This is a genomic window from Gordonia sp. w5E2 (genome assembly GCF_036540975.1).
Lineage (GTDB): Bacteria > Actinomycetota > Actinomycetes > Mycobacteriales > Mycobacteriaceae > Gordonia > Gordonia jacobaea.
The window spans coordinates 4623793-4648818 of the sequence record NZ_CP144213.1 but is presented as its reverse complement, the minus strand read 5'-3'; the positions used below and the strand labels follow the sequence as shown (position 1 = coordinate 4648818).

Below are 25026 nucleotides of genomic sequence, written 5' to 3'. Positions count from 1 at the left end.
TCGGGCGGACGCCGACCACTGACTAGACTCGCGATGTGGCGACATCCCCGAAGAAGCACGTACTGATCACCTTCGGCCGCTCTTTCCTCACGCTGAACCTGGCGAGGCTGATGTCGGCGGCGGGTCATCGGGTGACCGTCGTCGACAGCATCCCGATCGGTGTCAGCCGCTTCTCCAACTCGGTCGACGCATTTCACAAGGTGCCTCCACCGAAGTTCGAGCCCCGCGACTACTGCCGCGAACTCGCTCGAATCGTCGTCGACGAAAAAGTCGACATGGTCATTCCCATCCACGAGGAAACCGACATCTTGTCGATGATGGTCGGACTGTTCCCTGCGGAGTGCGAGGTGTTTTTGTCCGATTTCGACACCGAGAACAAGCTGCACAACAAGTACGACTTCCAGCGTGAATTGGTCTCACTGGGCATTCCCACGCTGAAGTTCGCCGTCGTCGAAGGACCCGACGACGCCGCAGCGCTCGACTTCGACGTCCCGTTCGCGCTCAAGCAGTGCTATTCGCGCGGGTCGCAGAAAGTGCACAAGATCACTCCCGGCGAGAACCTCGACTGGGTCGAATACGATCCGACGAATCCGTGGCTTGCCCAGGAGTGGATGGAAGGCAAGCGGTACTGCACCTACTCGGTCTGTCGCGACGGCAAGGTCAACGCACACGCGACCTACCCCGTCAGCTACGCGATCGGCGGCAGTTCGTGCCTGTCGTTCAGTTCGATCGAACATCAACCGATCCTGGACTGGATCACCGAATTTGTTGCGGCGCAGAGGTTTACCGGCCAGGCCGGATTCGACTTCATCGAGGGTGCCGACGGCAGCCTCTACTGCATCGAGTGCAACCCCCGATCGACGAGCGGGATCATGATGTTCCGCCCCCACAACGACGTACCCGCGGCGTTCTTCGGCCACAACGACGACCTCATCGTTCCCGACTCCGACGTCGACCGCATGATCGGACTCGGCATGCTGCTCTACGGCTGGACGAAGGCATCACGCCAGGGGCGGTCGATGCGCCAGTTCTGGAAGGACTTCCGCTCGTACGAGGACGTGATCTTCGAGCGCGGCGACATGAAGCCCGGGGTCATGCTGCCGGTCGCCTACGCGTCGATTCTGCGCGACTGCCGTCGCTACCACGTCGGCCTGGCCGAGGGCTTCATGCACGACCACGAATGGGACGGCCACCCGATCTGAGCCACTGAGTTGTCGAGCTACTGCGTCGGGTTGCGGTAGCGCTCACACCGCGCCGAAGTCGACCTTGTCGCCGCCGACGTAGACCTCGGCGATCGCCGGTTCGCGCATGCCCATCAGGAGCGCGAAAAGTGTTTGGTCGCGCGCTCTTTGCGGGTCGTCGTCGCGAACTCCGTTGCGCAGCATCCGTTCCAGCGGCGGCCATCGCTGCGGGTCGATCACCAGGAAGTCGGCTTCCTTGCCGACGTCGAAGTTGCCGAAGCGTGATTCGGCGTCGAGAGCGCGTGCGCCCGCGAGGGTTCCGCTGAACAGCATCTGGGCCGGATGCATGGCAACGCTCGCCTCGCCCGCTTCGGAGATGTGCACCTTGTAGGCGTCACCGGCAACCTTCGAGATCAGCCACTCGTCGCCACCTCCGCAGTCGCTGCCCAGCGCGATGGTCACCCCCGCATCGACGGTGCGGTTCCACGGCATGGTGCCGGAGCCGAGGAACAACTGGGACGTCGGGCAGTGCGCGATCGACGTGCCGGTCTCCGCCATCCGAGCCAGTTCGGCGTCGGTGCAGTGCACGCAGTGGGCAAGAATGGTGCGCCTGCCGAGCAGGCTTTCGCCGCCGACGGCCGAACCCGGGAGAAACTTGCCGTCGTAGGTGTCGAGATAGCACTCCACGTCGAAGAGTTGCTTGACCAGGTCGACCTCGCCGGTGCCGGGCCGGTTGTTCTCGTTGAGGTGTGTGTGGATGTAGACGCCGCGGTCGCGCACCTGCGCGTAGAGCTCACCGAGCGCCGCGAGGGTCTGCGTTGTCACCGACAGTGTGAAGCGGGGCACGATCGCGGTGAGCAGTCGAGCGGTGTCGGGGTCTCCGGTGTCGGCCGCGTGCCACCGATCGATCTCGGCGGTGGTCAATGCGATCGCGTCGGCCTCCGAGGTCATCAGCGGGGCAGCCGAATCCGGACCCTGGGTCTGGATGCCGCGACCGCTGACGATGCGCAGTCCGGCGCGCTGTGTCGCCTCGAATAGTTCGTCCTGTGCCACGGGGAAGGCCGAACCGAACACCATCGCGGCTGTGGTGCCCGCGGCGATCCTGGCGCGGGTGAAGTCGCGCGCGATCGTGCGGGCGAACACCGGGTCGGCCAGTCGCGACTCCGCGGGAAAGATGCAGTTGTTCAGCCATTCCAGCAGCTGGCCGCCGCCGTACGCGTCGAGCTCGTAGGTCTGCGGAAAGTGCACATGGGCGTCGACGAATCCCGGCAGCAGGAAGGCGCCGCCATGGTCGACGACGACATCGCCGGGCTGCGCGGGCAGTTCGTCGAAGGGGCCGCAGAAGTCGATCAGCCCATCGGCGGTGATGGCCAGCGCACCATCGGGGATGTCGACGAGCGCTGAGTCGGCGTCCGAGACCGTCGGCGAGCCTGCGATGTGCATGATGCGTCCCCGATGGATACGACGCTGTGCTGAGGTGCCAGGATTCGCTGCGGTGCCGGGGCTTGTCACGTCGGGGGCATTCACGCGCACAACACAACCACAGGTTCGACGGTTCGGCCTGTCGGGACCGGCATCACTTCACGTCGAAGGCGGGACTCGTCCCGACGAACGACGACAGCGCGCCATTGGTGTGCTTGACGTCGCCGAAGTACCGGATGCGGTGACGCCCCGAGACTCCCGGGCCGGTCGTCCAACTGATGGTCACGCTCGACGCCGTCGAACTGCCCGACGGCCGCTTCCAGGTGAGCTCGGTGCCCCAGGTGTTGTCGTCGGCGGCCGCGACCCAGCGACCCGACTCGTACCGTTCGACGACGAAGTAGCCATCCTTGGCTGCGCTGCTTCCCGGCAGCACCCTGTGCACCTTGTTCGAGGGGTGCGCGCCGCAGAACTCGACCGACACGGTGTCACCAGACCGATACGAAGTCTTTGGTCCACGCACGACGTCGCCGAAGCGTCGACCGCTGATGGGGGTGTCGGCGGGTACCGGGGTCAGCAGATCGGGTTGGGGGCCGCGCTGATCCGGTGGCTTGGGGCCGCGTGACGATGACTTCCCGGCTGCCATTTCGCGTGCGAGCTTGTCGAATTCCTGCATGTACGCGCACAGTGTGTATCGCCCGAAGAGAGTTTCGCCGCCCTCGTACTGCTGAGATAGGTACTCCTCGGGAGTGGTGACGTACTGGCTGTAGCCGTTCGAGTATCCCTGTAGCAGAACGTTTTCCAGAGGCAGTGAGAATGCGGCCGCCACGATCCGACGCACACGCAGTCCCGCGGTGATGGTGAACTCGGCCGGTGCTGCCGCGAGTATCAGATCGCCGATGCGGATCAGTTGGATCGGCAGAACCTGCTGAATCCACGGGTGCGGCGGCATGTAGCCCAGGGGGAACAGTGGTAGCTTCGGCGCCTGGACCTGCTGAACCCATTCCGGCGGAGTGACTTTCGACGTCGCTCCGAGTGCTGCCGCGAAGGGGAGTACGGTGCCCTCCTTGAGAAACGAGAGCTGGCTGCGTGTGTTGTCCTCGGTGCTCGTCGCCGCGGCGGCCGCACCCATGATCGCGGGACTCGTGCGCGCGGGACGGCCGTCTGGCGTGTACGCGCCGTCGATCGCGATGTCGGAGAGGTTCAGAAACCGGTACGCATACGACAGTCCGCCGGACAGCGAACGCGCCGAGGCGAATGCCCGCTGGCCGGCTTTGAACTGCCGCTGACCGATGATGGTGCAGTTGGCGCGGTGGTCTTCGGTCGGTCCGGACGGATGCAGTTTGCGCACAGCGAGATTCGGAGTCATGTCGCCGGCGTTGGTCTGCGGGAACGATGCGACGACGTCGGGGTTGTTCTGCTCGGCGAGGTACGACGCGTAGCCCTTGTTGTCGACCGAGATCAACGTGTTGGCGTCGGTCAGCGACGTGCCGTGTGTGGCAAACCAGGTGATCTCGCCGATCACGTTGCCGCCCTGACGAATTCGCAGCGAGGTGACCTGCGGATCGATGTGCTCGGGAAAGTGTCGACGATCGGGGGTTGGATTGTTGACGAACGCCTGCAGTGAGCGGTTGGCGCTGGCGTCGTGCAACTCGGAATGCCCGAGTTCGAGGGTTCCCGGCGCCAGTGAGTGGTGGGCCGCCACGATTGCGTCGACGAGACCGGCTACCTCTGCGCGGTAAGAGTTCTCCCGATGTCCGAGTGCGGCAAGGACATACGCGTAGTCCCAGGCCGTTCCGCCGCACGAGTTGTGATTGTGGGTGGCGTTGAGATTGACGTTCTCCTCGGTGTAGAGGTTGCCGAAGCGCTGGCGCAATTCGTTCATCACGCCGACGTGGTGGGACTCGAACACGCAGGCAAGATCGGCGTTGACGAAGACGATTCGCTTACCCGACGCGGTGTCGGCGATGATGTAGGCGCGCGCCCACACGCGTTGCAACAGACCGGTGGCCACCTGGCTGAGGTCGGAGTATCCCATCATTCCCTGGCCCGCGATGGCGCCTGTGAGATCACCCTTGCCCGCCCCCACCAGGTAGCCCGACGACGGTGCGGCCGTTGCCGTTCCGGCTCCGAGCGCGCCTGTCATGGCGATCCCGACCACGCCCGCTCCGACGGCTCCCGCGGAGGCGCCGAGGAACCCGCGTCGGGTCACTCCGTTCGGAGCTGCGCCGTCGTGTGACGTGTGATGCGGTGTTCCGCGGGATGCGTTGGTGCTCATCTCAACCCCCTGGTGAAATGTGGACGTTCGAATGCATGGATGAATGGGATGCGTTGTGGGTCAGTGAAGTATGTTTCGGGTGACCGGGTATGACGCCAGGTCTCGTTGGCTCAACGCACGCTGCGCACCAGTAGAACCGACACGCCGCCGAGGATTCCGAAAATCGCTGAGGCGACGAACAATCCGGTGAAACCGCCGGTTGCTTCGACGATCGCGGCGCCGACCAGAGGTCCGAGTGCCTGCGGGACGGCCATCGCGATGTTCATGATTCCCAGGTCCTGACCGTTGTGCTCGGCGTCGGGGAGGACCTGTGTTGCCAGTGCCTGGTCGACACCGAGGAAGGCGCCGAAGCCGGCGCCGAGCAGCGCTGCCGCGACCATCGTCATGGGGAGGTTGGCGACCACAGCGATGCAGACCGCCGCCGCGCCCTGCGAGACACCTGCGGCGAGGACGAATGGCTTTCGTCTCCCGACGACGTCGCTCAGCTTGCCCGACACCAGTGCGCTGATGACGACGAACACCATGTAGACCGCTGTCACTAGCAAGATGTCACTGTCGGCGTCGGTGGAGTGGATACCGAACTTCAGGAAGAAGAAGAGCAGCGAAGTGCCAAGGGCGTTACCAAGATTCACCAACACGCGGCCGAGTAGTGTCCATCCGAAATCGGGATGCTCACGCGGCGAGATCCACAATTCGGATACGACGGCCCGGATACTGATCCGACCCTTGTCGTGTCGCGGGTTGGGCGGATCGTTCAGGTACAGCACGAACGGTGCGACACAGGCGATCAGCAAGACCGCGAAGAGTGCGTACGACGGGAGAAATCCGAGTCCGAACGCAGACACCAGTGCGATACCGATGATCACACCGATCGCTTGCGGGGCCGACACCCAACTCGACACGACACCGCGTTGGAAGACCGGAACCTGATCGCTGATCAAAGCGGTTAGCGCCGCCGACACGGCGCTGAAGCCTGTCAGCGTCGCGCACCACCCGATGGTGATCGCAATGATGTTGTCGGAGAAGCCAAGTGCGATGAGTCCCGCCGCGAACAGCGCCGTACCGCCGACGATCCATGGTCGACGCCGTCCGTATCGGCTCGTCGTGCGATCCGACAGCGAACCGGTGAGGGGAAATGCCACGAGCGCGAAGGCCGCAGAGATTCCCGATACCACGCCGAACGTGAGAACGCTTTGCTTCCAATTGCTTTCGTCGACATTGGTGCCGATATCCAGCCAGTCGTTGATCTGGTTGGGAAGGGTGAGCTGGAACGGTGCGAGTTGCGCGAGCCAGATGCCGAGCCAGGAGAGTCCGAAGAGGCCGATCCACTTCGACGAAACGCGTTGCCACGGCGTCGTCGGACTGTGGTGGGCGTCGTGGTCGAGGGTCACCGTGCGTCGGTTTCCGGCGACGTCGGTGTTGTTGCCGGTGCCGGGGTCGGTGATGATGTCGGGTCCGCCGTCGGAGCGGCGAGTGTGACGATTGCGGTCGCGAGTACGTCGATGTTTCGACGCGCAGCCTCGGTGTCCCGGTCGGTCAACCACGACAGCGTGAGACCGTCTATCGCAGACGTCACCAGGTGAGCGACCTGCGTCAGCGGTAGCTCCCACGTGATCGACATGCGTTCGGCCAGATAACTCAGTGCGTCGGCGACGGCGCTGCGGTAGGTCTGCCACTGCTTGTTCACGGCCGCGCGGTCGTGGCGGATTGCGTGCGTCGCCACTTCGAGGAGCGCGAGCTCACGCGCGGGATCTTCCTCGAGCATGCGCAGGTAGCCGAGCATGGCCTCGCTGAGTACCTCGTGGAGGCTCGCGTCGTCGGCCACCATGTCGGCAGACAAGACCGCGGTGAGGCGCTCCTGCTCGGTGATGTGCGTGATGACCTCGGTGATCAGCGCATCGCGGGACGAGAAGATGTAGAAGAGCGCGCCCTGAGGCATCCCTGCCTCGCCGACGATCGCCCTGGTCGTCGCGGCGGCCAGCCCATCTCGTGCGATGACGCGAACGGCGGCATCGACCAGCGCCTGCCGCCGGTCCTCGAAAGTCATTCGACGCAACGAATCCCCCTGGTCATCTGTCGTGTGCGAGTTGACCATACGATCAACTGTCGACAAATGTGCGGGATTCGCTCGAAATCCGCAACAGGAGCGCTGCGATTTAACCGCGCCGCAATCGGCGCCGCCGTCAGGCGGGTTCGAGTTCGCCGACGGTGATCAGGGTGCCGTCGTGCAGCATGCGCACGATCTCGTCGGCGACGTCCTCGGGGTAGGTGTAGTCGTCGATGGGTCGCGGATTTGCAGGCGGTGGAGTTGCTGATTCTGCTACCGCGGCTGGCGGCGTCAGCTCGGCTCGCCACCGCTCGAGTTTGTCGTCGATGATCGCGTCGAGATCGTGAATGTTGTTGGTGCGCAGCGCAGTAGGCTTCCCGGGGAATGCCGGGTCCGGGTTGGAGCGCCAACCGTATCTCCCGCGGTCGGTGCCGTCGGGGATCTTTTCGGTGGTGAACTGCCCGGGACCGTCGCCGACCGCGCGGTTGTGGGGTCCGCAGGCTGGTGCGAGCTCGTCGATGTCGGTGCGTCCGCCCTTTGCCCAATCCTGTTCGGCGTGGTGGATTTCGCAGTGGCTGAAGGGGCGGGGGCAGTCGGGCATGGAGCATCCACCGTAGTTCGCGAACAGCATGAACCGCTGTGACTCGTTCGCGAGGCGGTTGGCCGTGCCGAAGTAGAGGGGTGCACCGGTGTGCTCGGAGAACACCGCCAGGTGCATGACCGATTGTGCGGCCAAACGGATCAGGTCGGGCATCGGGATGTCGGCGCCGGTGGTGGTCTGTCCGAAGCCCGCGTACTCGCGGAGCTGAGTGTCGGAGATGCGTACGACGAGGTGTGGCGGAAGTCCGCGATGGCTGGCGCCGAGCAGCCCGCCGTCGAGGACGGCCCTGAGAATCGCGGAGAGCGCGTCGTGGTTGCGTTGCGACTGGGTGCGAGTGTCGCGGGCCGCTGCCTCCTTGAGCGCGTCCACATCGGCGAACTCGTTGCTGCCGGTGGGCGAGGCCTCGTCGTCGGGATTGTTCATTCCGGGTGCTGCCCATGCTGCGAGTGCTGTATCGAGCATCGCGCGGGTCGTGGGATCGAGGGTGCCGAGGATTCGTGACATCGACTGTGTGTCCTGATTGTCGACGGTGAGTCGGCGCTGACGCTTGCGGTCATTGTCGTCGGTGATCGTGCCGTCCGGGTCGAGGTAGGCGAGTAAACGGTTGCCTGCGGCGAGAATCTGGCGTGGCGCTAGCTTCTGTGCGAACTCGGCGACTTCGGCTTCGGCGCGGGTCAGTTGCTCCGCATCGATGCCCTCCGGAATCTTGTTCAGCACGGTGAGTGCTGCGGTGAGGTGATCGGCACCGAGCGTGCCGCTGCGCAGTGCGTCGGCGAGCAGCGGGTAGAGCGCGGGCATCGTGTCGCCGGTGATCGTGAAGGTCTCGTTGAGTGCCAGGATCTGCCGCCTGCGCTTGGTTGCGTCGTGCAGGCGCAACGCGCCCATCATGAAGTCCGACAACGAGTGTGTGCCGACAGCGCGATACGCCGCACGATTGGACACATCCATGATTCGACTGTTGCCGATCGAGATCATCCTGCGCGCCGCACGCTCGTGTTCGATCGCCATGGCCGCCACCTCGGCCTCCGTTGCGCCGCTGGTGTCGACGTCGTCGATCTGATCGAGCAATGCGTGCAATTGCTCATACAGCGCAACAGGATTCGGCGCAGCAGTCTCTCCGGCCAGGTGCCCCTCGTGGATGTCTGAACTCTCGGTCCCCATGCCCGCCCCCGCCTCCGGTGTCGAACTGACGTTCTATTTCCAACGTACCCGTCAAATCGGACATGTCAAGGAGAATCTCTTTGCTTGTTGAGTACTGCCCGGGTCGGCCACGTCGACTTCATTCTTGACTCGACGCCTTCCCGACCGCGAGGGTGGAGCACATGGTCACAGTCGACGACACCGCAGCCGCCCGCGCCAGGCTGGCGTACGAAACACTCGAACCTTTCCACGTCCTCGCCTACTTCAACCCGGGACTCGCTGAGGCACAGGGTGATCTGAGCCTCGACCCGCACGCCTTCTACGTAGGAGCGCGAGGGGCTCCACTCGGCGATTGCGCAGCCCCGGTCGTCGTCTCGTCGTTCTACAACTTCGCGCCCGAACTCATCACCAACGCGTGGGAGTCCGCGCGCAAGGTCGGTCTCGACAAGGTTGCCGCGCGTCGAGAGCAGATGCTCGACGCCCAGTTCCGCGAGATTCTGGGCGAGCGGGTCGTCGAACCTGAACTTGCTTCTCTCGCAGAGCGTTACCAAGAGATCGCATCTTGTCTCCCGATGGGAGGTAGGCCGCTGGCCTCGGCATGGGCGGCTCTGACACCGCCGGATTCTCCGCACCTCGAGCTCTGGCACGCGCTGTCCGTACTGCGAGAGTGGCGGGGAGACAACCACATTGCGGTCCTCGTCCAGAACGGTCTCGACGGAATCGACGCGGCAACCTTCCACGAGGCAGGACTGCCCGACCCGACAATTCGACGTCGAGCACTGGGCCGACGACTCGCTCAGTTGACCCGCGGATGGTCGGACGAGGCGTGGGAGGCTTCGGTCGCCAGGCTGGTAGAGCGAGGGCTTGCCACCAGGATCGACGACGATGGGCACGAGTTGACCCCGGCCGGTCTCGATCTCTACCGCGCGATCGAAGCCGAGACAGACGCCATCACCGGTTCGGCTTGGGCGAGTGAGGATGTCGACGAACTGCTCGAGCGTTCCCGGCCGTTCGTGAAGGCCGTGATCGACGCGGGCGTGCTTCCCGGAACCAAGAAGAAGTAGCTGGGTGATCCGATTCTCCTGACCTGATCCCCGTCGGCGCCGCATCGGGCGGCGCCGACGGACCGGCTCACGCGAATCGTCTGTGCGGCAGAGTCGCTGGCTTACAGGTCACTGAATTTGCATGTCACTGAATCTTGGCCAGAGCGGGTTCGACCTTCTTGATCGCCCACGGCACGGAGTAGATCGACGGGCTGCTGAAGGCTGCCGCGTTGTTGTTGTCCAGGTACACAGTGCTGCCGCGCTGTACTGCGGGTAGCGACGTGAAGCCCGGAACCTTCTCGAAGACCTCGGGTCCTCCCGCCAGTGGCCAGAGAATCAGCAGGTCCGAGCGGAGCACGTCGATCCGCTCAGGGGACACGAGAGTGCGATCACCGTTGGGGGACAACGACTTCACCGTCGGGTCGAGTACCAGACCCATCTGACCCATCAGCTTCGACGCCGCATCACTGTCGGAGGTGATCACGCCGAGCTGATTCTCCTGAGTGAACTGTGCGAACGAGAATGTCTTGCCCTGGGCCTTCGGATACGTCGACTTGACCTGCGCCAGTTGATCATTGACCTCTGCGACAGCATCGGCGGCTTGCGTGCGCTTGTCAAAGATCTCGCCTGCCGTGGTGGTCACGTCCTCCCAGCTATCCACCTGGGTGCCCTGCTCGAGCACGGGGATGGTGGGGGCGATCTGCTGCAGGCGTTCCCACGACGCCTTGTCGGGAAGGAAGCCGGCCAGGATGACGTCCGGCTTGTACTTCGCGAGGGTCGCGATATCGGGGGTCGCGGTGTAGGGCACGACGGTCGATGAATGCGCAGGCGTCCACTCGAACCGGTTGTTCTCGCCCGAGTAGCCCTCCAGAACGAACTCTGCGGTGATCGGAACGTCGAGTTTGATCAGAGAGTCTGCCCAGGTCCAGTTCAACGTGACAGGGCGCTTGGGCGTGCTGGGGATCTCGGTGGTGCCGTACTGGTGTGTGATCGTCACCGGCCCGGACGACGACGATGACGAATCGGAATCGGAATCGGCGCTCGAACAGGCTCCGACTACCAGTGACACTGCTGCGAGCACCACCGCGAGATGGCCGAACTTGAATCTCATTAGGCAAAGCTAACTTATGTCCGGTTTGTGCGATAGGCCTGACGCGAGCGGTTGTGCCCAAACGCCCCCGCCGACCGGTCGCGCGGAGTAGACGTTGGGCATGGACGATCTCGAGCAAGTGAAGGCGCTCAAGTACCGCTACCTGCGGGCACTCGACACCAAGGATTGGGATGCATTCGCCGCGACGCTTACCGAGGACGTCACCGGCGACTACGGCGAGAAGCTATCCTTCGGTGACAGAGATGAACTCGTCGGGTACATGCGCAGCTCCGTCGGACCGGGTGTCATCACCGAGCATCGCGTCGATCATCCCGAGATCGTCGTCGCCGGCGATTCCGCTACCGGTCGGTGGTATCTACAGGATCGCGTCATCGTGCCGGAGTTCTCTTTCATGATGATCGGAGCGGCGTTCTACGCGGATACTTACCGCCGAACCGACGACGGCTGGCGCATCTGCGCGACGGGCTACGACCGGACGTACGAGGCGACCGTCGATCTGAAGGACGTACCGAGCTTCTCCGTCACGGTTGGCCGGGCGATCACTCTCGCCACTTCCTCGTGAGTCCGGGGTACCGGTTATGTCGTACCTGTTCGCAGATCGAGCCGATGCCGGGCAACTATTGGCCGAGCGCATCAGGGCCACCGGAGGTCTCTTGCCGGGTTCGTCTGCAGAACAACCGCTTCCGCTGATCGTCGGCCTCGCACGAGGTGGTGTGCCTGTCGCTCGTGAGGTCGCAGAGGCTTTCGACGCTCCGCTCGACGTGCTGGTTGTGCGCAAGCTCGGCGCTCCCGGTCAGCCGGAGTACGCGATGGGTGCTATCGCGGCGGGGCAGGTGTTCGTGGCCGACGACGTGCCGCGGCGACTAGGGGTGTCGGATCGGCAATTGCATGAGATCGTGATGCGCGAAGACGCGCTGCGTATCGAGCGAGAAACGAAATATCGCCAAGAGCGGCAACCGTATTCGTTTGCCGGAAGGTTCGTCGTCCTGGTCGATGACGGGATCGCGACGGGTGCCACGATGGCAGTGGCGGCGCGTGCCGTTCGTGCGGCGGGCGCTGCTGGGATCATGATCGCCGTGCCGACCGCTCCGCGCGATGCCCTGCGCAGATTCGCAGACGATCCCGACATCGACCGGGTGGTGGCAGTCGACGTTCCCGAACCCTTTAGTGCCGTTGGGTTTTCGTACCGCGATTTCGGTCAGGTCCCCGATGATGACGTGGTGAGTTGTCTACGTGATCGATGATGCGGGGCTGCAGCTAGGGGTGCTCCAGGGTCAGGCGGCTGGCCGGGTGCGCACCTGTGCAATGAAGACGGCGAGGCCGATTGCCTCGAGAAGCACCGCTCCCCACAGCGCCGGGCCGATCGTCTGCGCAACGCCTGCGCCGCACAGTGCGCCAACCAGAAAAGCGAGCACCACGATGGCGGTGGCGACAGCGGCGCGGACCTGCGCCGACGACCTCCCGCGTACGAGGTCTGCTGCCGCGGCGACGAACCGCATCAGGTTGCCCGTTGTCGCGATACTGACGAACGAGATTCCGCCCGCGGTGCGGAACAGTTCGAGCCGTACCCCGCCCACGAACGACAAGGGGATCACGAACAGTGCGGCAGGAGCGCTCGACGGCAGACATGCCAGCACGGTGAAGACGACGAGTTGGAAGACGAGCACCGAGCCGAGCGCGCGCGCCGGGAGCGTCGGGACCAGTGTGCGAAGCACTTGGGCGGCAACGAGACCCGCAAGGTAGGCCAGCAACGGCCAGGCGAACTTCGCCCATTCGTCACCCTTGACCAACCCGACCGCCAAGAACACGACGTTGCCGGTCTGTGCGAATCCGAACACCTGGTGTCGCAGATAGAGGAAGGCGTCGACGTACCCGCCGACGACGGTCATCAGCACGGCACTGATGAGTCCGACTTCGCCCCGAGTCGGCGGAAGGAACGCCCGTGTTGCTGCCATCGCCGAAACCTTCCAAATGTCTTGCGTACTCGTGGCGGGTCACCGAAACCTCGCACAGGGACGTGTGTGGTGACCGTGTGTGGTGACACATTAGCCGCGCTGGCCATTATCGGTGATGGCAGTGAACGTCATTGTGTGAATCGGCACCGCCAGACAGTGGCGGGAGAAGTCGCGTATGACGCTCGGCGAGTGGACTCGCGACTTATCCTGTAGGTGGCTCGACAGAGAGTGGACACCATGACCGCCACACCGACCCGACCAACGCCTGTGGAACTCACCCACCACAATCATCTCGCCGGGATCTTTGCGCCGCAGCGAACCGAGGTCGACGTCGCCGACCTGCCGGTGACAGGCGAACTGCCCGAATCGCTGACCGGCAGCTACCTGCGCAATGGACCCAACCCGCGGTTCGATCCGATCGGGTCCTACGTGTACCCCCTCGACGGCGATGCCATGGTGCACCGCGTCAGCATCGAGAACGGGCGGGCGTCGTACATGAATCGCTTCGTCCGCACACCCATGGTGGTAGCGGAAGAGGCTGCCGGACAAGCGATCTGGTCGGGTATCACCGACGGGTACACGCCACCGGCGGAGGAAGTGGGAGACAAGCTTGCCGGGACCGTCCGCGAGCTCCCGGACATCAACATCGTCTCGCATGCCGGCAAGCTGATGGCGATGGCCGAGGCCGATCAGCCGTATCTGCTCAACGCCAAAGACCTTGCGACACTGGGGCGCACCGACTGTTCCGGCGCGATGCGGGTGGGTAGCACCGCTCATCCGAAGCTGGACCCGTCGACCGGCGAGCTCGTGTTGTTCAACTACACGCTTGAGGTTCCATACCTCACGTGGTCGGTGATCAACGCCGATGGCACCACGAAGGTGGAGCCGACGCCCGTCGACGGTCTCACCGACGCGGTGATGATTCATGACATGGCTCTCACGAGCACTTACATCGTATTGTTCCTGTGCCCCTTGATCTTTGACCTGGAAGCGGCGATGACCGGTGGCTCGTTGCTGTCGTGGCGTCCGGATGATGGCACTCGCATTGCGCTGATTCCCCGCGACGGTGGTGCGGTGCGTTGGATCACGACCGACCCGTTCTGGGTGTGGCACTTCGCCAACGCCTTCGACAACCCCGACGGCTCGGTGACCGTCGACTACGTGGAGTGGAGCTATCCCGGCGGTTTCGCGACGGAGCCGAACCCGTCGTCGTCGACCTTGAATCGGGCCGTGGTGTCCCCGGATGGCCGCCTTTCGCGAACCGCCCTCAGCAGAAGAGACACCAACATGGAGTTCCCACGTGTCGACGACCGACTGCTGACCCGTGATCATCGCCGTGTCGCCACCGTGGCCAAGGGGCCCGGTGACGTTGGCGATCAGGACAGTCTGTGGTTCCACGACCTGGTCGCGGATACCGAAACCTGCTGGACCCCCGGCGTTGCCATCGGCGAGCCGATCTTCATCCCCGGCGCCGAGGGCGATTTCTGGGGCGCGATCGGCACCGACCCCGCAGACATGAGCTCGCGGTTCTATCTGCTTTCGGCCGACGATCCGGCGTCCGGTGCGATCGCGACGATCGACCTGCCGCAGCGCGTACCGGCGGGCCTGCATGGGGCGTGGCTGGCTGGGTGAGCATCGTGCCGGTCGGCGGGCAAAGTGCGATCTGCGGCATGTTCGCAACCACTGCGACCTTGGACCTCGATTAGCTGTCCCCGGTATCGGAGGCGGCGAGGAAATAGCAGAATCAGCGGCATGAGTGGTCTGTCGACCGACAGCCCCCGCAGCGGAGCATCGTCGGACATCGTCGCGCACGCCTGGGCGGCGACAACCAGCGATGTCACGAGCGCGCTGGAGACCGGTCCGGGTGGCCTGACCTCGGCGGAGGCTGCGGCCCGACTCATGAGAGACGGTCCGAACGCGCTGCACACCGTGCATGTCCGGCCGCTGCACATCCTGGTCAACCAGTTCCGCAGCGCCCTGATGGTGCTACTGATCGCGACGGCCATCCTCGCCTTTGCGCTCGGCGACCGCAACGACGCGGTGGTGATCGGCATCATCCTCGCGGCGAGCGTTCTCGGTGGATTCGTCAACGAATACCGGGCCGCGAAGGCCACCGAAGCGCTGCACGACCGGGTGCACCACAGCACAACCGTGATCCGTGACGGCACCGCGCAGACGATCGACGTCACCGGACTCGTGGTCGGTGACGTCGTCCGTCTGGTGCTCGGGCAACTCGTGCCCGCCGACATCCGGCTGACCGAGGTCACCGATCTGGATTGCAACGAGGGCGTGCTCACCGGCGAGTCCACTGCCGCCGCCAAACAGATCGACCCACTGCCCGCCGATACGCCATTGGCCGACCGCACCAATTGCGCATACATGGGGACGGTGGTGCAGTCGGGTACCGCTACCGGGATCGTCGTCGCGACCGGAGCACACGCGGAATTCGGTGCCGTCGCAGCAGGTCTCGGGGGCGATCCGCCGCAGACCGCGTTCCAGAAGGGCCTGTCCCGGTTCTCGGTGCTGCTGCTGCAGGTGGCGATCGTCCTGACGGTGTTCATCATCGCTGCGAACCTCATCCTTGGCCGGCCGCTCGTCGAGTCGTTGCTCTTCGCCCTCGCGATCGCGGTCGGAATCACCCCGCAACTGCTGCCCGCCGTCGTCACCACCGCCCTTGCCGCCGGCTCCCGACGACTTGCCGCGGCAAAGGTGCTGGTCAAACGTCTGGTGGCGATCGAGGACCTCGGCGACATCGACATCCTGCTGACCGACAAGACAGGCACCCTCACCGAGGGGCAGATATCGCTGATCGGCGCGCTGGCCCCCGACGGCCGACCCGACGACGACGTACTGCTCACCGGTCTGCTGGCCACCGACGCCGCCGACACGCAGTCGTCGAGCGGCAACGAACTCGATACGGCGCTATGGCGCGGCGCCGGGCCGGTCGCGGACCGGGTGACCGCTTATCACCGAATCGCCACACGGCCGTTCGATCACGTCAGGCAGATGGCGTCGGCGATCTCGGCGGGACCCGATGGCCGACACACTCTGGCCGTCAAGGGCGCACCGGAGCGAATCCTCGAGCGCTGCACTGGAACCGGACCGGAGGCCGAGGAGACGCTCGACCGGCTGTTCGCGCAGGGCTCGCGAGTGGTGGCGCTGGCCACTCGGGAGATGCCCGCCACTCAGACCACGATCGGCGACGACGACGAACGCGAGCTGACCCTGGTCGGTTTCCTCGTGTTCCTGGACCAGCCGAAAAAGTCGGCGGCACAATCACTTCGCGATCTCGACAACCTGCACATCACGGTCAAAGTGGCCACCGGTGACAACGTGGTGGTGGCCGACAAAGTCGTCGCCGACCTCGGTATGACGTCGGGTGGCAGCATCACCGGGGCCGAACTCGACCGTCTCGACGACGAGGAGTTCACCCGAGCGGCCCGGGAGCGCACAGTGTTCGCTCGGGTCACACCGGAGCAGAAGGCACGGATCGTCAGCGCGCTGCAGACGCACGGGCAGTCCGTCGCCTTCCTCGGCGACGGGGTCAACGACGCCCTGGCCCTGCACCGCGCCGACGTCGGCATCTCGGTCGACAGCGCCACCGACGTCGCGAAGGATTCCGCTGATGTGGTTCTGCTGGAGAAGGACCTCGGTGTGCTCGCGCGGGGCGTTGCCGAGGGACGACGCACCTTCGCCAACACGATCAAGTACGTGCAAATGAGCGCATCGAGCAACTTCGGCAACATGTTCAGCGCGGCCGGTGCCTCCGCGGTCCTGCCGTTCCTGCCGATGATGCCCAGCCAGATCCTGCTGAACAATCTGCTCTACGACTCGAGCCAGCTTGCGATCCCAAGCGACCGGGTCGACGCCGAAGCCCTGCGGTCGCCGTCGCACTGGGATATCGCTGCGATCCGGCGGTTCATGGTGTTCTTCGGTCCGATCAGTTCGCTGTTCGACTTTCTGACCTTTGCCGCGCTGATCAAGATCTTCCATGCTCAGGCCACCGAGTTCCACACGGCATGGTTCGTGGAATCGCTGGCGACTCAGATACTGATCGTGTTCGCGATCCGCACTCGTCGTATCCCTTTCTTCCGCAGCCGCCCGTCGGCGCTGTTGATCGCGGCGGTCGGAATAGTGCTGGTGATCGGGGTGGTGCTGCCGTTCACTCCGTTGGCCAGGCCACTTGGCTTCGAGGCGTTGCCAGTGTCGTTCTACGTGTTCCTGCTCGTGATGGTGATCGGCTATCTGGTCGTCGTGGAACTCGCGAAACACGTGTACTACTCGACCGCGACGTTCCGGCCACAGCTGCCGCCGCGCTGGCGTGGGCTTCAACACCGCCTGGAACGCCGTTCCTCACGCTTCACCGCTGTGGCGTGACCGAGAGTGGGTGTGACCGGGAGTGGCACCTCGAAAGCACTTGCGAAAGAATGCCATTCGGCGCGGCCCCCGGTTCCCGCAACATAGAATCCGAGAGCAAAAACAGGACCTCGGAGTGGATGTGCACAACTCACAATCTTCGATAATCAGATCACTCCGGGTGTACGACCCGGGCCACACCTGGCTGATCTATGCCACGTCGACGACGATCGCGACGGCGTTGGGGATTCTGGTTGCCCACTTCGTCATCGTGGCCACCCACGGACCCGACATTCTGCTGGTGACAGGCGGAATCATCGGCATGGTCGCGTTCGGAGCGACCGGTGACGTCACGGCGAAAGCCCGCTGGCTGACGTCGGTGACCGTCGTCGTCCCGGGGCTGGCCGCAGCGGCGCTGGGTGTCGTGCTGACGCATCATTCTCCTGCTGAGATCGTCGTGTCGATACCCATGGCCGGATTCTGTATCTGGGTACGACGATTCGGTTGGCGCGGCCTGGCCGTGGGTGGTGTGACTTTCTTCGCCTACCTGATGGCGATCTTGGCCATGCGAGAGCCCGGGGCGAACCTGCAGCAGATCCTTCTCGTCGTCGGAGGCGCACTCCTCTGCGGTGTGCTCCTGCGGACGGTGATGCTGATCGAGTTCCCGGCACGCCGACTCAGGTTGCACCTGCGGCAGTTTCGGGCGTCGTGCGCCGAAGCGCTCGAGCGGTCCCAACGACCCGGAACCGACGCCGAGATCCTGGTGCCGGTGAATCACCTGCCTGACCTCACCCTTGCCATGGCCGGGTGGCTACAACAGTTTGACGTCGCGTCGCTCGGAGTGGACCCGAACACGCTGCGCCGCACAATGTTCGACGCACAAAGCGCAACTGAGCTGGCATGCGAACAATTGCAGTCTCTAGCGAAATCGGGTGTCGATCCGCATTCGGATGCCACGCTCTCCGGTGTCCTTGATGCGCTGATGACCGTCGTTAGCGGCACGCCGTCGAGCCACGACGTCGCGGCCGCGGAACTCACGGCACGCTCGGCGATCACCACGGTCGACCCGTCGACTCCACTTGGCCTGACAACGCTTTTCGTCTCCCGCGCGCTGCTCGCCCAACTCGACCTCGACGACGCCGCGCGTGGCGATGCCGACGTGGATAACCCCAGCCCGCCCGAACCCGTCGTGTCTGATGCCGATGTCTCCACTACCGATGGGGCCGCCACCGACGACCACGTCACCAATAACACTGCGGCCGTGGTGCGTTGGTGGGACCACCTGCGGCCAACCTCGCGGATGGCGATTCAGGTGATGGTGGCGACCGCCATCGCAGCGGGTGTGGGACAGGCGATCGCAGCGGGGCGTTGGTACTGGGCGGTGATGACGACGTTCATTGTCTTCATGACCGCCGCCACCCGTGCCGACGTGCTGACCAAGTCGTCGTGGCGCGTTGTCGGGACTCTGGTGGGGGTGGCATTCGGTGCGGTGGTGGCAATCCTGCTCGTCGGGCACCCGCTCCCGCTGTCCATCCTCTTCTTGGTCTGTGTCTTCTTCGGCTACTACTACCAGGGCGCCAACAACGGTATGCCCACCATCTTTTTCACGATCCAGTTCGCGGTCATCTACGCCCTCCTGGGCTTCCACAACTGGACGCTCGCCTTCGTTCGACTCGACGAAACCATCGCGGGTGCGATCGTCGGCGTGGTGTGCGCTTACATCGTCACGTCGCAGCGATCCGACGGTGCTGTGGCCGCCAGCGTCGACAAATACTTTGCGGCACTTGATCATCTGATCGTGTCGTGCGGTGAGGCGCAGACGTCCGCGCATCAGTCGAAGCCCGTCGTCGACGCGGCGATCGCACTCGACAACGCGCATCAGGGGGTTCGGTCGACCCTGTCGAACATGGCGGCGGCGATGCTCGTCGGTCTCGGCGCACGACGCCGCGCTCGTTCACTACAACTCGGCCGCCTCACTCGAAGTGCACACGTGCTGGCGCAGACTTCGAGTGCGCTGTCTGCCGACCCATCACTCGTGTACACCGGGCACGACGCCGAGGTGGTTGGGGCCGCGGTCAGCCGACTGCGAGCCGACGCCGAGGACCTCCATCAGGTCTTTCTGGAACAGCCCGTGGCACACGCCGAACGAGGTGAATCGTTGGCGCAGTTGCTCAGTGGCGTCGACGCCCGACCGGATACCGCCCGCGGCGCAGGTGTCGCTGCGTCCGTGCGCCTGGACCATCTCCTCCGCACGCTTCCGGATACCGTTGCCGCTCCCGTCGCGTCTACTACTCCGAGCCGACAATGACAGCACCCAGGCGACGGCGCACAAGGGGCCACGTTAACCAGAGCGGTTACGTCGGCGGCGGCAGTGTGACCACTGGACACGGATACGTGGCGCCGGGAGGGTCACACTCGACGTAGGCGCACACACCGCCGGAATTGAACTGACTGCACAGCATGACCGGCGGCACCCCGTCGAACTCAGGGCCGCCGCCCCGCAACGTGATGGTCACCGAATCGATCGAATCAGCGTCCACATCAACGTATTTCGACAGAATCGCGTTCACTTCCAGTAATGCCTCAACGGCTGCGGATCGCAGCACGCGCACCCGCTCCAGGTCACCCGCTGATATGGGAACGCCCTCTTCGTTCGGCGTTTGCGCCGGACTCGCATCATCTCCACAACACATGATTCCTCCGATCGACGGTCATCCGATCGCCCACATGCGGGGCTTGTAACAAGAATGGGCCGCCTCACCTGCCAGCGCCGCCTGAAAGCCAGTTTCTGTCGGTTGATCGATCGATATGGCTGATCGCCGTCGGCTGCGTGATGGTCGTGGCGAACGCGGCCGCCTCTCAAGCCTGTGCTGTCTCGCTGATCGAATAGCCAGGCGAGCGCACGCCCTTCGGCACGCTCGCGAGCTCTCTGCTTAGAGACCGCCGAGCGTATCGAGACTCCCGAGCGATGCGAATCTCGTTCAGCGCGAGCCGGATTCGGCGCGCTGCGCCACGCGCTTCGCTTGGGCGCACTGCCAGAGGTAGCGAGGTGACGGGGGGAACCAGCCCAGTTGCTGTCCCATCCCGAGGTCGTCACGGTTGGCCCAGTGTTCGGCGCACAGCCCGTCGCGCATGCGGAACCAGTGGGTCTGGGTTACCGCGAAGGTCTTGCCGGTCGGCGCGAACACCTGCTCCACGCGGCCGGCAGCGTCGTAAACGACGAACGGTCCGCGGTGTGTGCCGGACATTGTCGCGTGGACGACCACCAATTCGCCGTCGACGACGGCGACATGCGGTTCATGACGCAGATCCGGGAAGGCGGCCCGCAACCAGAGCGCGGACGCCCAGAACGCTTCCGGCCCCACGCCGCGACAGTTCGGTGGCTCCGCGTGCGCCTCCCGATTCACCGCATCGGGATGCATCGTCGCGTCGAACGCTGCCCGGTCGCCGGCACCCATGTCGGTCACTGCGCGAACGGCCACCCCAGCTGGTTCCTGAATACTCATGACGACCTTCGACTTTCGATACATAGAGACTGTATTGAAAATCAAGTATTGATTACAGGGTGACTGGAGTCAATAGAAGGCGAGGCTACGACGCGTCGGGGCGACGCGACCAGGCCCGTGCCCGACGGCGCCAGATCGTTCTGTCCGCCACAGAGTTGTTCGAGCGCAACGGTTTCGGAGTCACGGTCGCCGACATCGCAGACGCCGCCGATGTCTCCCCCGAAACCATCTACAAGTCTTTCGGCGGCAAGGCCGGACTCATCAAGGTCGCCTTCGACCAGGCATTGGCTGGCGACGACCAAGAAGTCGAGGTGGCCGACCGGCCCGAGACCCGGGCCGTCGAGACCGAACCCGACCCCCGCCGCAAGCTCGAGTTGTACGTGGCGGCAGCGGTGCCGCGGATGGTCCGTGCCGGACGGCTGATGCTGGCGATCCGCGACGGCGCACGCACCGATCCAGCACTACGCGAGCTGTGGACGACTGCGCTACAGCAGCGACTGTTCGGGATGACCAAACTCGCCGAGCACCTCGCCGACTCCGGCAGCCTGCGGGCCGGGGTCACCGTCGAACACGCACGGGACACGCTCTGGACATTGATCGCGCCGGAACTCTATGAACTGCTTGTCGTGATGCGTGGCTGGACGATCCCCGACTACCGGGACTGGATGGTCCGCGCGATGATCGCCGAACTGGTCTGAGCCGAACCGGTTCGGGCTACGTGACATCGCGGTGATATGAGAGCCGATGACGGGAATCGAACCCGCGTATTCAGCTTGGGAAGCTGATGTTCTGCCATTGAACTACATCGGCGTGCGAGGTCTGCTCGCGAACGACAGCCTAGCAAACCCAGGCCCCGATGACGGTGACCGGCCGCGACGTCGCGGCTATCCTCGCGACCAGGCTCGCGTAGGCGCCCGGTGCGACACACCGCCTGCGACACACAGCTGCGACAGACAAACGACGACGGGGAGACCACTCATGGAGTACCGCAACCGCACAGCACTCATCACCGGGGCGAGCGGAGGGATCGGCGAACAGTTCGCGCGCGCCCTCGCGGCACGAGGTGCCGACCTGATCCTGGTCGCTCGCAGCGAGGACAAGCTGGTCGCGCTCGCCGACGAGTTGGCGTCGCGCCACGGAGTCCGCGCCGAGGTCATCCCCGCCGACCTTTCGATACCGGGCGCAGTCGACAAGGTTGTCGCCGACGCAGATGGCCGCGGGCTGCGCGTCGACGTCCTGGTCAACAACGCGGGTTTCGGCACCTTTGGATACCTCGCCGACGCCGACCCGTCGCGCATCCGCGACGAGGTCCAGCTCAACGTCGGCGCACTCACCGACTTCACCACGGTCTACATCAAGCGCATGGCTGAAGCGGGTACAGGGGCGATCGTGAATATCGCCAGTAATGCTGCGTTCCAACCGGTTCCGAGCATGGCGGTCTACGCGGCCACCAAGGCATACGTGCTGTCGCTGAGCGAGGCGCTCTGGTCGGAGGGCAAGCGCAAGGGCGTCCACGTCCTCGCCGTCTGTCCCGGAGCCACCGACACCGAGTTCTTCGACGTTGCGGGCGACGGCTCGGCGATGAAGTCGCGGCGCACGACCGAGCAGGTCGTCGACACTGCGTTCAAGGCGCTCGAGGCCGGCAAGCCGAGCGTCGTCGACGGTCTCGTCAATCGCATCGGTGCGTACGGTGCACGGCTCGCTCCGCGTCGGCTCGTGCTGGCTATCGCCGAGCGCGCCGTGAGCTGAGCAAGTAGTCCATTACCGGCGCCAACCAGCGGCGGACGGAGTAAACCGATTGCCATGCGATCGAGATGGGTAATGCTGGCAGCGGCGTCGGTTCTCGTCCTCGCGGGCTGCGCCACGGACTCGGGCACCGCGACGACCACCAGTCAGCACAAATCGAGTGCCCCGGCAGTCACGGTGACGGTTACCGCGTCGACGCAGACGCCCACGGTGACGACCACCGCACCGCCGGAGACACCCACAGTCGCCCCGGTCAACGAGGGTGCCCAGTGCGGCCCGATCGGGGCGACCGCAGTATTCGCGGACGGCTCGACGGCCTACTGCTCTCGTCTCGCGGGTACCGATAACGCGGTGTGGTCCAGCGTTCAGGGTGTCGCACCCAATCCGAATCTGCCTGAGACCACCACCGCGGGACCGGCGCTCGGCGACAACTGCATCGGCGCGGACATCGGCCGGACAGCCGTCGACGCCAACGGCAACGCCATCATCCGCACCGACTATCAGTGGCAACTCAACACCGGTCAGACTCCCGAGCACAAATGGGCCGACGACCAGCGGGCGTGGTCGGACTGCATCCAGACCAAGACAACCGAGGAGTGCCGCGCAGAGCTCAATTCCGGGGGTTGAGGCGCCCTGCGTCGCACGGTTCCGTCCCGATAACCCGGTGTGAGACCGCAGAACGCCGTCGTCGTACCTGCACCAGACACCGTCCGATACGCTCGCAGGCGTGCTGCTCTCCGATCGCGACATCCGCTCCGAGGTCTCCGACGGCAACCTGTCGATCGACCCGTTCGATCCTGCTCTCGTGCAGCCGTCGAGCGTCGACGTCCGGCTCGACAATCTGTTCCGGGTCTTCAACAACACCCGCTACACCCACATCGACCCGGCGCAGCGGCAGGACGAGCTGACAACGCTCGTCGAACCCGCAGACGGCGAGCCGTTCGTTCTGCATCCGGGCGAGTTCGTCCTCGGCTCGACGCTGGAGATCTGCAGCCTGCCCGACTATCTGGCAGGCCGACTGGAGGGCAAGTCGTCGCTCGGCAGGCTCGGTCTGCTGACACATTCGACGGCGGGCTTCATCGATCCGGGTTTCTCCGGCCACATCACGCTCGAACTGTCTAACGTCGCCAACCTGCCGATCACGCTCTGGCCCGGCATGAAGATCGGGCAGCTCTGCCTGTTCCGGCTCAGCAGCCCGTCGGAAAATCCCTACGGCAGCGCCGCGGTCGGATCGAAGTATCAGGGCCAGCGCGGCCCGACGCCGTCGAAGGCGTATCTGAACTTCATCCGCGACGCCGACAAGTAGTCCGTCAGCTCGACTCCGCCAGGTGTGCGTAGGCGACGTGCACGAAGATCCGCAGATAGTCGAGCAGAGCGTCGTCGTCGGCGTAGAAATCCGGTGAGTGATTCGACGCGAGGCCGCGCCCACCCGGCGTCGGAGTCAATCCCTTGGCGCTGACCTGAGCGTCCTGCACGCCGTAGGTGAAGTAGGCGCCGCCGAAGTCGCGCACGAACACCGAGACGTCGTCATATCCGAGCGCTCCGGGCACGTCGACGACGCGCTCCTTGCCGATGACGTCGTCGATCACAGGTCGAATCCTGTTGACCCACTCCGGTGTATTGACCACGGGCGGAACATCCTGCAGATACTCGACGGTCGCGCTCGCGCCGTACGCCGCAGCGGTGTTCTCGGCGAGACGTCGGAGTTTGTCTTGTACCGCAGTCATATCGGCGCCGTCGAGGCAGCGGATGGTGCCCCAGAGCGTCACTGTCTGGCCGATGATGTTGAAGCGTCCGACGTCGTCGACGTGTCCGAACGACACCGTGATGGCGTCGTTCGCGGGCACCTGCCGGTAGATCTGCGCGCTTCCGGAAATAATCTCGGCTGCAACGGGATACGGGTCGATTCCCATCCACGGTGTCGACCCGTGGACCTGTTTGCCCTCGACGGATATCTTGATCATGCACGACGCCGCGTACTGATTTCCCACGTGTACACCGACCATCCCGATCGGCAGCGGCACGACGTGCATTCCGAAGACCATGGTTGGGGTGTGGTCGGCGAAGGCGTTGTCGTCGACCATCGCCTGCGCGCCACCGCTCTCGCCGACGGGCGCTCCTTCTTCGGCCGGCTGAAAGATGAACATGACGTCGCCGGGCAACCGATCGCGAACCGAGGCCAACACATGCGCGGCAGCGAGAACCGTTGCCGTGTGGCAATCGTGGCCGCACGCATGCGCAACGGGGAACGGGCCGCCCGGATAGTCGTTGTCGACGACGGTCGACGCGAAGTCGACCCCTGACGTCTCCTTGACGGGCAGTGCATCGATGTCTGCACGGAGCGCGGCCAGGCGTTTGTCGCCTTCGCCTTCACTCTCGCCCCCGCGGAGGATGGCCACCACGCCGGTGCCCGCGATACCGCTGCGGATCTCGTCGATACCTGCGTCGCGTAGACGTTCGACGATGAACTCCGCGGTGTGATGCTCGCGATTGGAGAGCTCGGGATGAGAATGCAGGTGGTGTCGCCAGGCGACGAGGTCATCGAAGACATCGCGTGCTGCGGAATCGAGGGCCGAAGCGATCGTCGAGGAGGTCACATAATCGAGTGTGCCCGCGAACCCGGTCCGGCGGTGCCGAATTCGC

At 64.6% G+C, this 25026-nt stretch carries 21 protein-coding genes and 1 tRNA gene; 11 read left to right on the top strand and 11 right to left on the bottom strand.

The features are described from left to right. Nucleotides 1–35: 35 nt before the first annotated feature. Nucleotides 36–1202 (top strand): carboxylate--amine ligase, encoded by a 1167-nt coding sequence (locus tag RND64_RS21095; RefSeq protein WP_049700402.1) that lies wholly within the window; start codon nucleotides 36–38, stop codon nucleotides 1200–1202. Nucleotides 1203–1244: 42 nt separating this feature from the next. Here the strand turns inward: RND64_RS21095 and RND64_RS21090 are convergent, their stop codons facing one another. The 5 genes from RND64_RS21090 to RND64_RS21070 form a co-directional block, all read right to left on the bottom strand. Beyond that, nucleotides 1245–2642, bottom strand: coding sequence for an amidohydrolase family protein (locus RND64_RS21090; protein ID WP_268760687.1), 1398 nt, complete (start codon nucleotides 2640–2642; stop codon nucleotides 1245–1247). Between the two features lie 115 nt (nucleotides 2643–2757). After that, nucleotides 2758–4878 carry a neutral/alkaline ceramidase gene (locus RND64_RS21085; RefSeq protein ID WP_235434437.1) on the bottom strand — a complete coding sequence of 707 codons (2121 nt, stop codon included), beginning with the start codon at nucleotides 4876–4878 and terminating at the stop codon, nucleotides 2758–2760. Nucleotides 4879–4988: 110 nt separating this feature from the next. After that, nucleotides 4989–6269: an MFS transporter gene (locus RND64_RS21080; RefSeq protein ID WP_049700403.1), complete on the bottom strand. Its 1281-nt coding sequence runs from the start codon at nucleotides 6267–6269 to the stop codon at nucleotides 4989–4991. Further along, the gene (locus RND64_RS21075) at nucleotides 6266–6973 is read right to left on the bottom strand and encodes a TetR/AcrR family transcriptional regulator (RefSeq protein WP_290722851.1); all 708 of its coding nucleotides are present in this window, start codon (nucleotides 6971–6973) and stop codon (nucleotides 6266–6268) included. The genes RND64_RS21080 and RND64_RS21075 overlap by 4 nt, the downstream gene beginning before the upstream one ends. 88 nt (nucleotides 6974–7061) lie before the next feature. Beyond that, nucleotides 7062–8687: a DUF222 domain-containing protein gene (locus tag RND64_RS21070; RefSeq protein WP_049700404.1), complete on the bottom strand. Its 1626-nt coding sequence runs from the start codon at nucleotides 8685–8687 to the stop codon at nucleotides 7062–7064. Between the two features lie 161 nt (nucleotides 8688–8848). Between RND64_RS21070 and RND64_RS21065 the strand changes: the two genes are divergently transcribed. Continuing rightward, nucleotides 8849–9730, top strand: coding sequence for an SCO6745 family protein (locus RND64_RS21065; protein ID WP_049700405.1), 882 nt, complete (start codon nucleotides 8849–8851; stop codon nucleotides 9728–9730). Nucleotides 9731–9854: 124 nt separating this feature from the next. Here RND64_RS21065 and RND64_RS21060 read toward each other — a convergent pair whose 3' ends face one another. Then, the gene (locus RND64_RS21060) at nucleotides 9855–10820 is read right to left on the bottom strand and encodes an ABC transporter substrate-binding protein (protein ID WP_049700406.1); all 966 of its coding nucleotides are present in this window, start codon (nucleotides 10818–10820) and stop codon (nucleotides 9855–9857) included. A gap of 100 nt (nucleotides 10821–10920) precedes the next feature. Here RND64_RS21060 and RND64_RS21055 point away from each other — a divergent pair, with 100 nt between their 5' ends. Continuing rightward, on the top strand, nucleotides 10921–11382 hold the full coding sequence (locus RND64_RS21055; RefSeq protein WP_049700407.1) for a nuclear transport factor 2 family protein: 462 nt from the start codon (nucleotides 10921–10923) through the stop codon (nucleotides 11380–11382). Nucleotides 11383–11398: 16 nt separating this feature from the next. Then, complete coding sequence (locus RND64_RS21050; RefSeq protein WP_049700408.1) at nucleotides 11399–12064, top strand: phosphoribosyltransferase; 666 nt, start codon at nucleotides 11399–11401, stop codon at nucleotides 12062–12064. A 30-nt stretch (nucleotides 12065–12094) separates the two neighbouring features. On the opposite strand, the gene RND64_RS21045 is transcribed toward RND64_RS21050, so the two are convergent. Next, nucleotides 12095–12775 carry a YoaK family protein gene (locus RND64_RS21045; protein WP_049700409.1) on the bottom strand — a complete coding sequence of 227 codons (681 nt, stop codon included), beginning with the start codon at nucleotides 12773–12775 and terminating at the stop codon, nucleotides 12095–12097. Between the two features lie 237 nt (nucleotides 12776–13012). Here RND64_RS21045 and RND64_RS21040 point away from each other — a divergent pair, with 237 nt between their 5' ends. The 3 genes from RND64_RS21040 (at nucleotide 13013) to RND64_RS21030 (ending at nucleotide 19439) form a co-directional block, all read left to right on the top strand. Continuing rightward, nucleotides 13013–14407: a carotenoid oxygenase family protein gene (locus tag RND64_RS21040; protein WP_049700481.1), complete on the top strand. Its 1395-nt coding sequence runs from the start codon at nucleotides 13013–13015 to the stop codon at nucleotides 14405–14407. Nucleotides 14408–14527: 120 nt separating this feature from the next. Beyond that, nucleotides 14528–17152 carry a magnesium-translocating P-type ATPase gene (gene mgtA, locus RND64_RS21035; RefSeq protein ID WP_083444448.1) on the top strand — a complete coding sequence of 875 codons (2625 nt, stop codon included), beginning with the start codon at nucleotides 14528–14530 and terminating at the stop codon, nucleotides 17150–17152. Between the two features lie 160 nt (nucleotides 17153–17312). After that, the gene (locus tag RND64_RS21030) at nucleotides 17313–19439 is read left to right on the top strand and encodes an FUSC family protein (protein WP_290722836.1); all 2127 of its coding nucleotides are present in this window, start codon (nucleotides 17313–17315) and stop codon (nucleotides 19437–19439) included. A gap of 46 nt (nucleotides 19440–19485) precedes the next feature. On the opposite strand, the gene RND64_RS21025 is transcribed toward RND64_RS21030, so the two are convergent. Both RND64_RS21025 and RND64_RS21020 read right to left on the bottom strand, forming a co-directional pair. Then, a complete protein-coding gene (locus RND64_RS21025; protein ID WP_152930135.1) occupies nucleotides 19486–19743 on the bottom strand; it encodes a hypothetical protein in 258 nt (85 codons plus the stop codon). Nucleotides 19744–20112: 369 nt separating this feature from the next. After that, nucleotides 20113–20637, bottom strand: coding sequence for an ester cyclase (locus RND64_RS21020; RefSeq protein WP_049700483.1), 525 nt, complete (start codon nucleotides 20635–20637; stop codon nucleotides 20113–20115). A gap of 59 nt (nucleotides 20638–20696) precedes the next feature. On the opposite strand from RND64_RS21020, the gene RND64_RS21015 reads away from it, so the two are divergent. Then, on the top strand, nucleotides 20697–21335 hold the full coding sequence (locus RND64_RS21015) for a TetR/AcrR family transcriptional regulator (protein WP_049700412.1): 639 nt from the start codon (nucleotides 20697–20699) through the stop codon (nucleotides 21333–21335). A gap of 41 nt (nucleotides 21336–21376) precedes the next feature. Here the strand turns inward: RND64_RS21015 and RND64_RS21010 are convergent. Next, nucleotides 21377–21447: transfer RNA gene (locus RND64_RS21010), tRNA-Gly, on the bottom strand. Nucleotides 21448–21615: 168 nt separating this feature from the next. Between RND64_RS21010 and RND64_RS21005 the strand changes: the two genes are divergently transcribed. The 3 genes from RND64_RS21005 (at nucleotide 21616) to dcd (ending at nucleotide 23689) form a co-directional block, all read left to right on the top strand. Further along, nucleotides 21616–22386, top strand: coding sequence for an SDR family NAD(P)-dependent oxidoreductase (locus RND64_RS21005; RefSeq protein WP_049700413.1), 771 nt, complete (start codon nucleotides 21616–21618; stop codon nucleotides 22384–22386). A 72-nt stretch (nucleotides 22387–22458) separates the two neighbouring features. Continuing rightward, on the top strand, nucleotides 22459–23010 hold the full coding sequence (locus RND64_RS21000) for a hypothetical protein (RefSeq protein WP_331436296.1): 552 nt from the start codon (nucleotides 22459–22461) through the stop codon (nucleotides 23008–23010). Between the two features lie 100 nt (nucleotides 23011–23110). Beyond that, the gene (gene dcd, locus RND64_RS20995; protein ID WP_049700414.1) at nucleotides 23111–23689 is read left to right on the top strand and encodes a dCTP deaminase; all 579 of its coding nucleotides are present in this window, start codon (nucleotides 23111–23113) and stop codon (nucleotides 23687–23689) included. A gap of 4 nt (nucleotides 23690–23693) precedes the next feature. Here dcd and RND64_RS20990 read toward each other — a convergent pair whose 3' ends face one another. Further along, nucleotides 23694–24980 carry a M20 metallopeptidase family protein gene (locus RND64_RS20990; protein ID WP_049700415.1) on the bottom strand — a complete coding sequence of 429 codons (1287 nt, stop codon included), beginning with the start codon at nucleotides 24978–24980 and terminating at the stop codon, nucleotides 23694–23696. Between the last annotated feature and the right edge of the window lie 46 nt (nucleotides 24981–25026).

What these genes read in the sequence shown, in the direction of transcription:
- mgtA (WP_083444448.1), top strand. Translation starts at nt 14,528, where the DNA reads ATGAGTGGTCTGTCGACCGACAGCCCCCGCAGCGGAGCATCGTCGGAC.
- RND64_RS21005 (WP_049700413.1), top strand. Translation starts at nt 21,616, where the DNA reads ATGGAGTACCGCAACCGCACAGCACTCATCACCGGGGCGAGCGGAGGG.
- RND64_RS21040 (WP_049700481.1), top strand. Translation starts at nt 13,013, where the DNA reads ATGACCGCCACACCGACCCGACCAACGCCTGTGGAACTCACCCACCAC.
- RND64_RS21045 (WP_049700409.1), bottom strand. Translation starts at nt 12,775, where the DNA reads ATGGCAGCAACACGGGCGTTCCTTCCGCCGACTCGGGGCGAAGTCGGA.
- RND64_RS21070 (WP_049700404.1), bottom strand. Translation starts at nt 8,687, where the DNA reads ATGGGGACCGAGAGTTCAGACATCCACGAGGGGCACCTGGCCGGAGAG.
- RND64_RS21020 (WP_049700483.1), bottom strand. Translation starts at nt 20,637, where the DNA reads ATGAGTATTCAGGAACCAGCTGGGGTGGCCGTTCGCGCAGTGACCGAC.
- RND64_RS21055 (WP_049700407.1), top strand. Translation starts at nt 10,921, where the DNA reads ATGGACGATCTCGAGCAAGTGAAGGCGCTCAAGTACCGCTACCTGCGG.
- RND64_RS21050 (WP_049700408.1), top strand. Translation starts at nt 11,399, where the DNA reads ATGTCGTACCTGTTCGCAGATCGAGCCGATGCCGGGCAACTATTGGCC.
- RND64_RS21060 (WP_049700406.1), bottom strand. Translation starts at nt 10,820, where the DNA reads ATGAGATTCAAGTTCGGCCATCTCGCGGTGGTGCTCGCAGCAGTGTCA.
- RND64_RS21075 (WP_290722851.1), bottom strand. Translation starts at nt 6,973, where the DNA reads ATGGTCAACTCGCACACGACAGATGACCAGGGGGATTCGTTGCGTCGA.
- RND64_RS21065 (WP_049700405.1), top strand. Translation starts at nt 8,849, where the DNA reads ATGGTCACAGTCGACGACACCGCAGCCGCCCGCGCCAGGCTGGCGTAC.
- RND64_RS21085 (WP_235434437.1), bottom strand. Translation starts at nt 4,878, where the DNA reads ATGAGCACCAACGCATCCCGCGGAACACCGCATCACACGTCACACGAC.
- RND64_RS21000 (WP_331436296.1), top strand. Translation starts at nt 22,459, where the DNA reads ATGCTGGCAGCGGCGTCGGTTCTCGTCCTCGCGGGCTGCGCCACGGAC.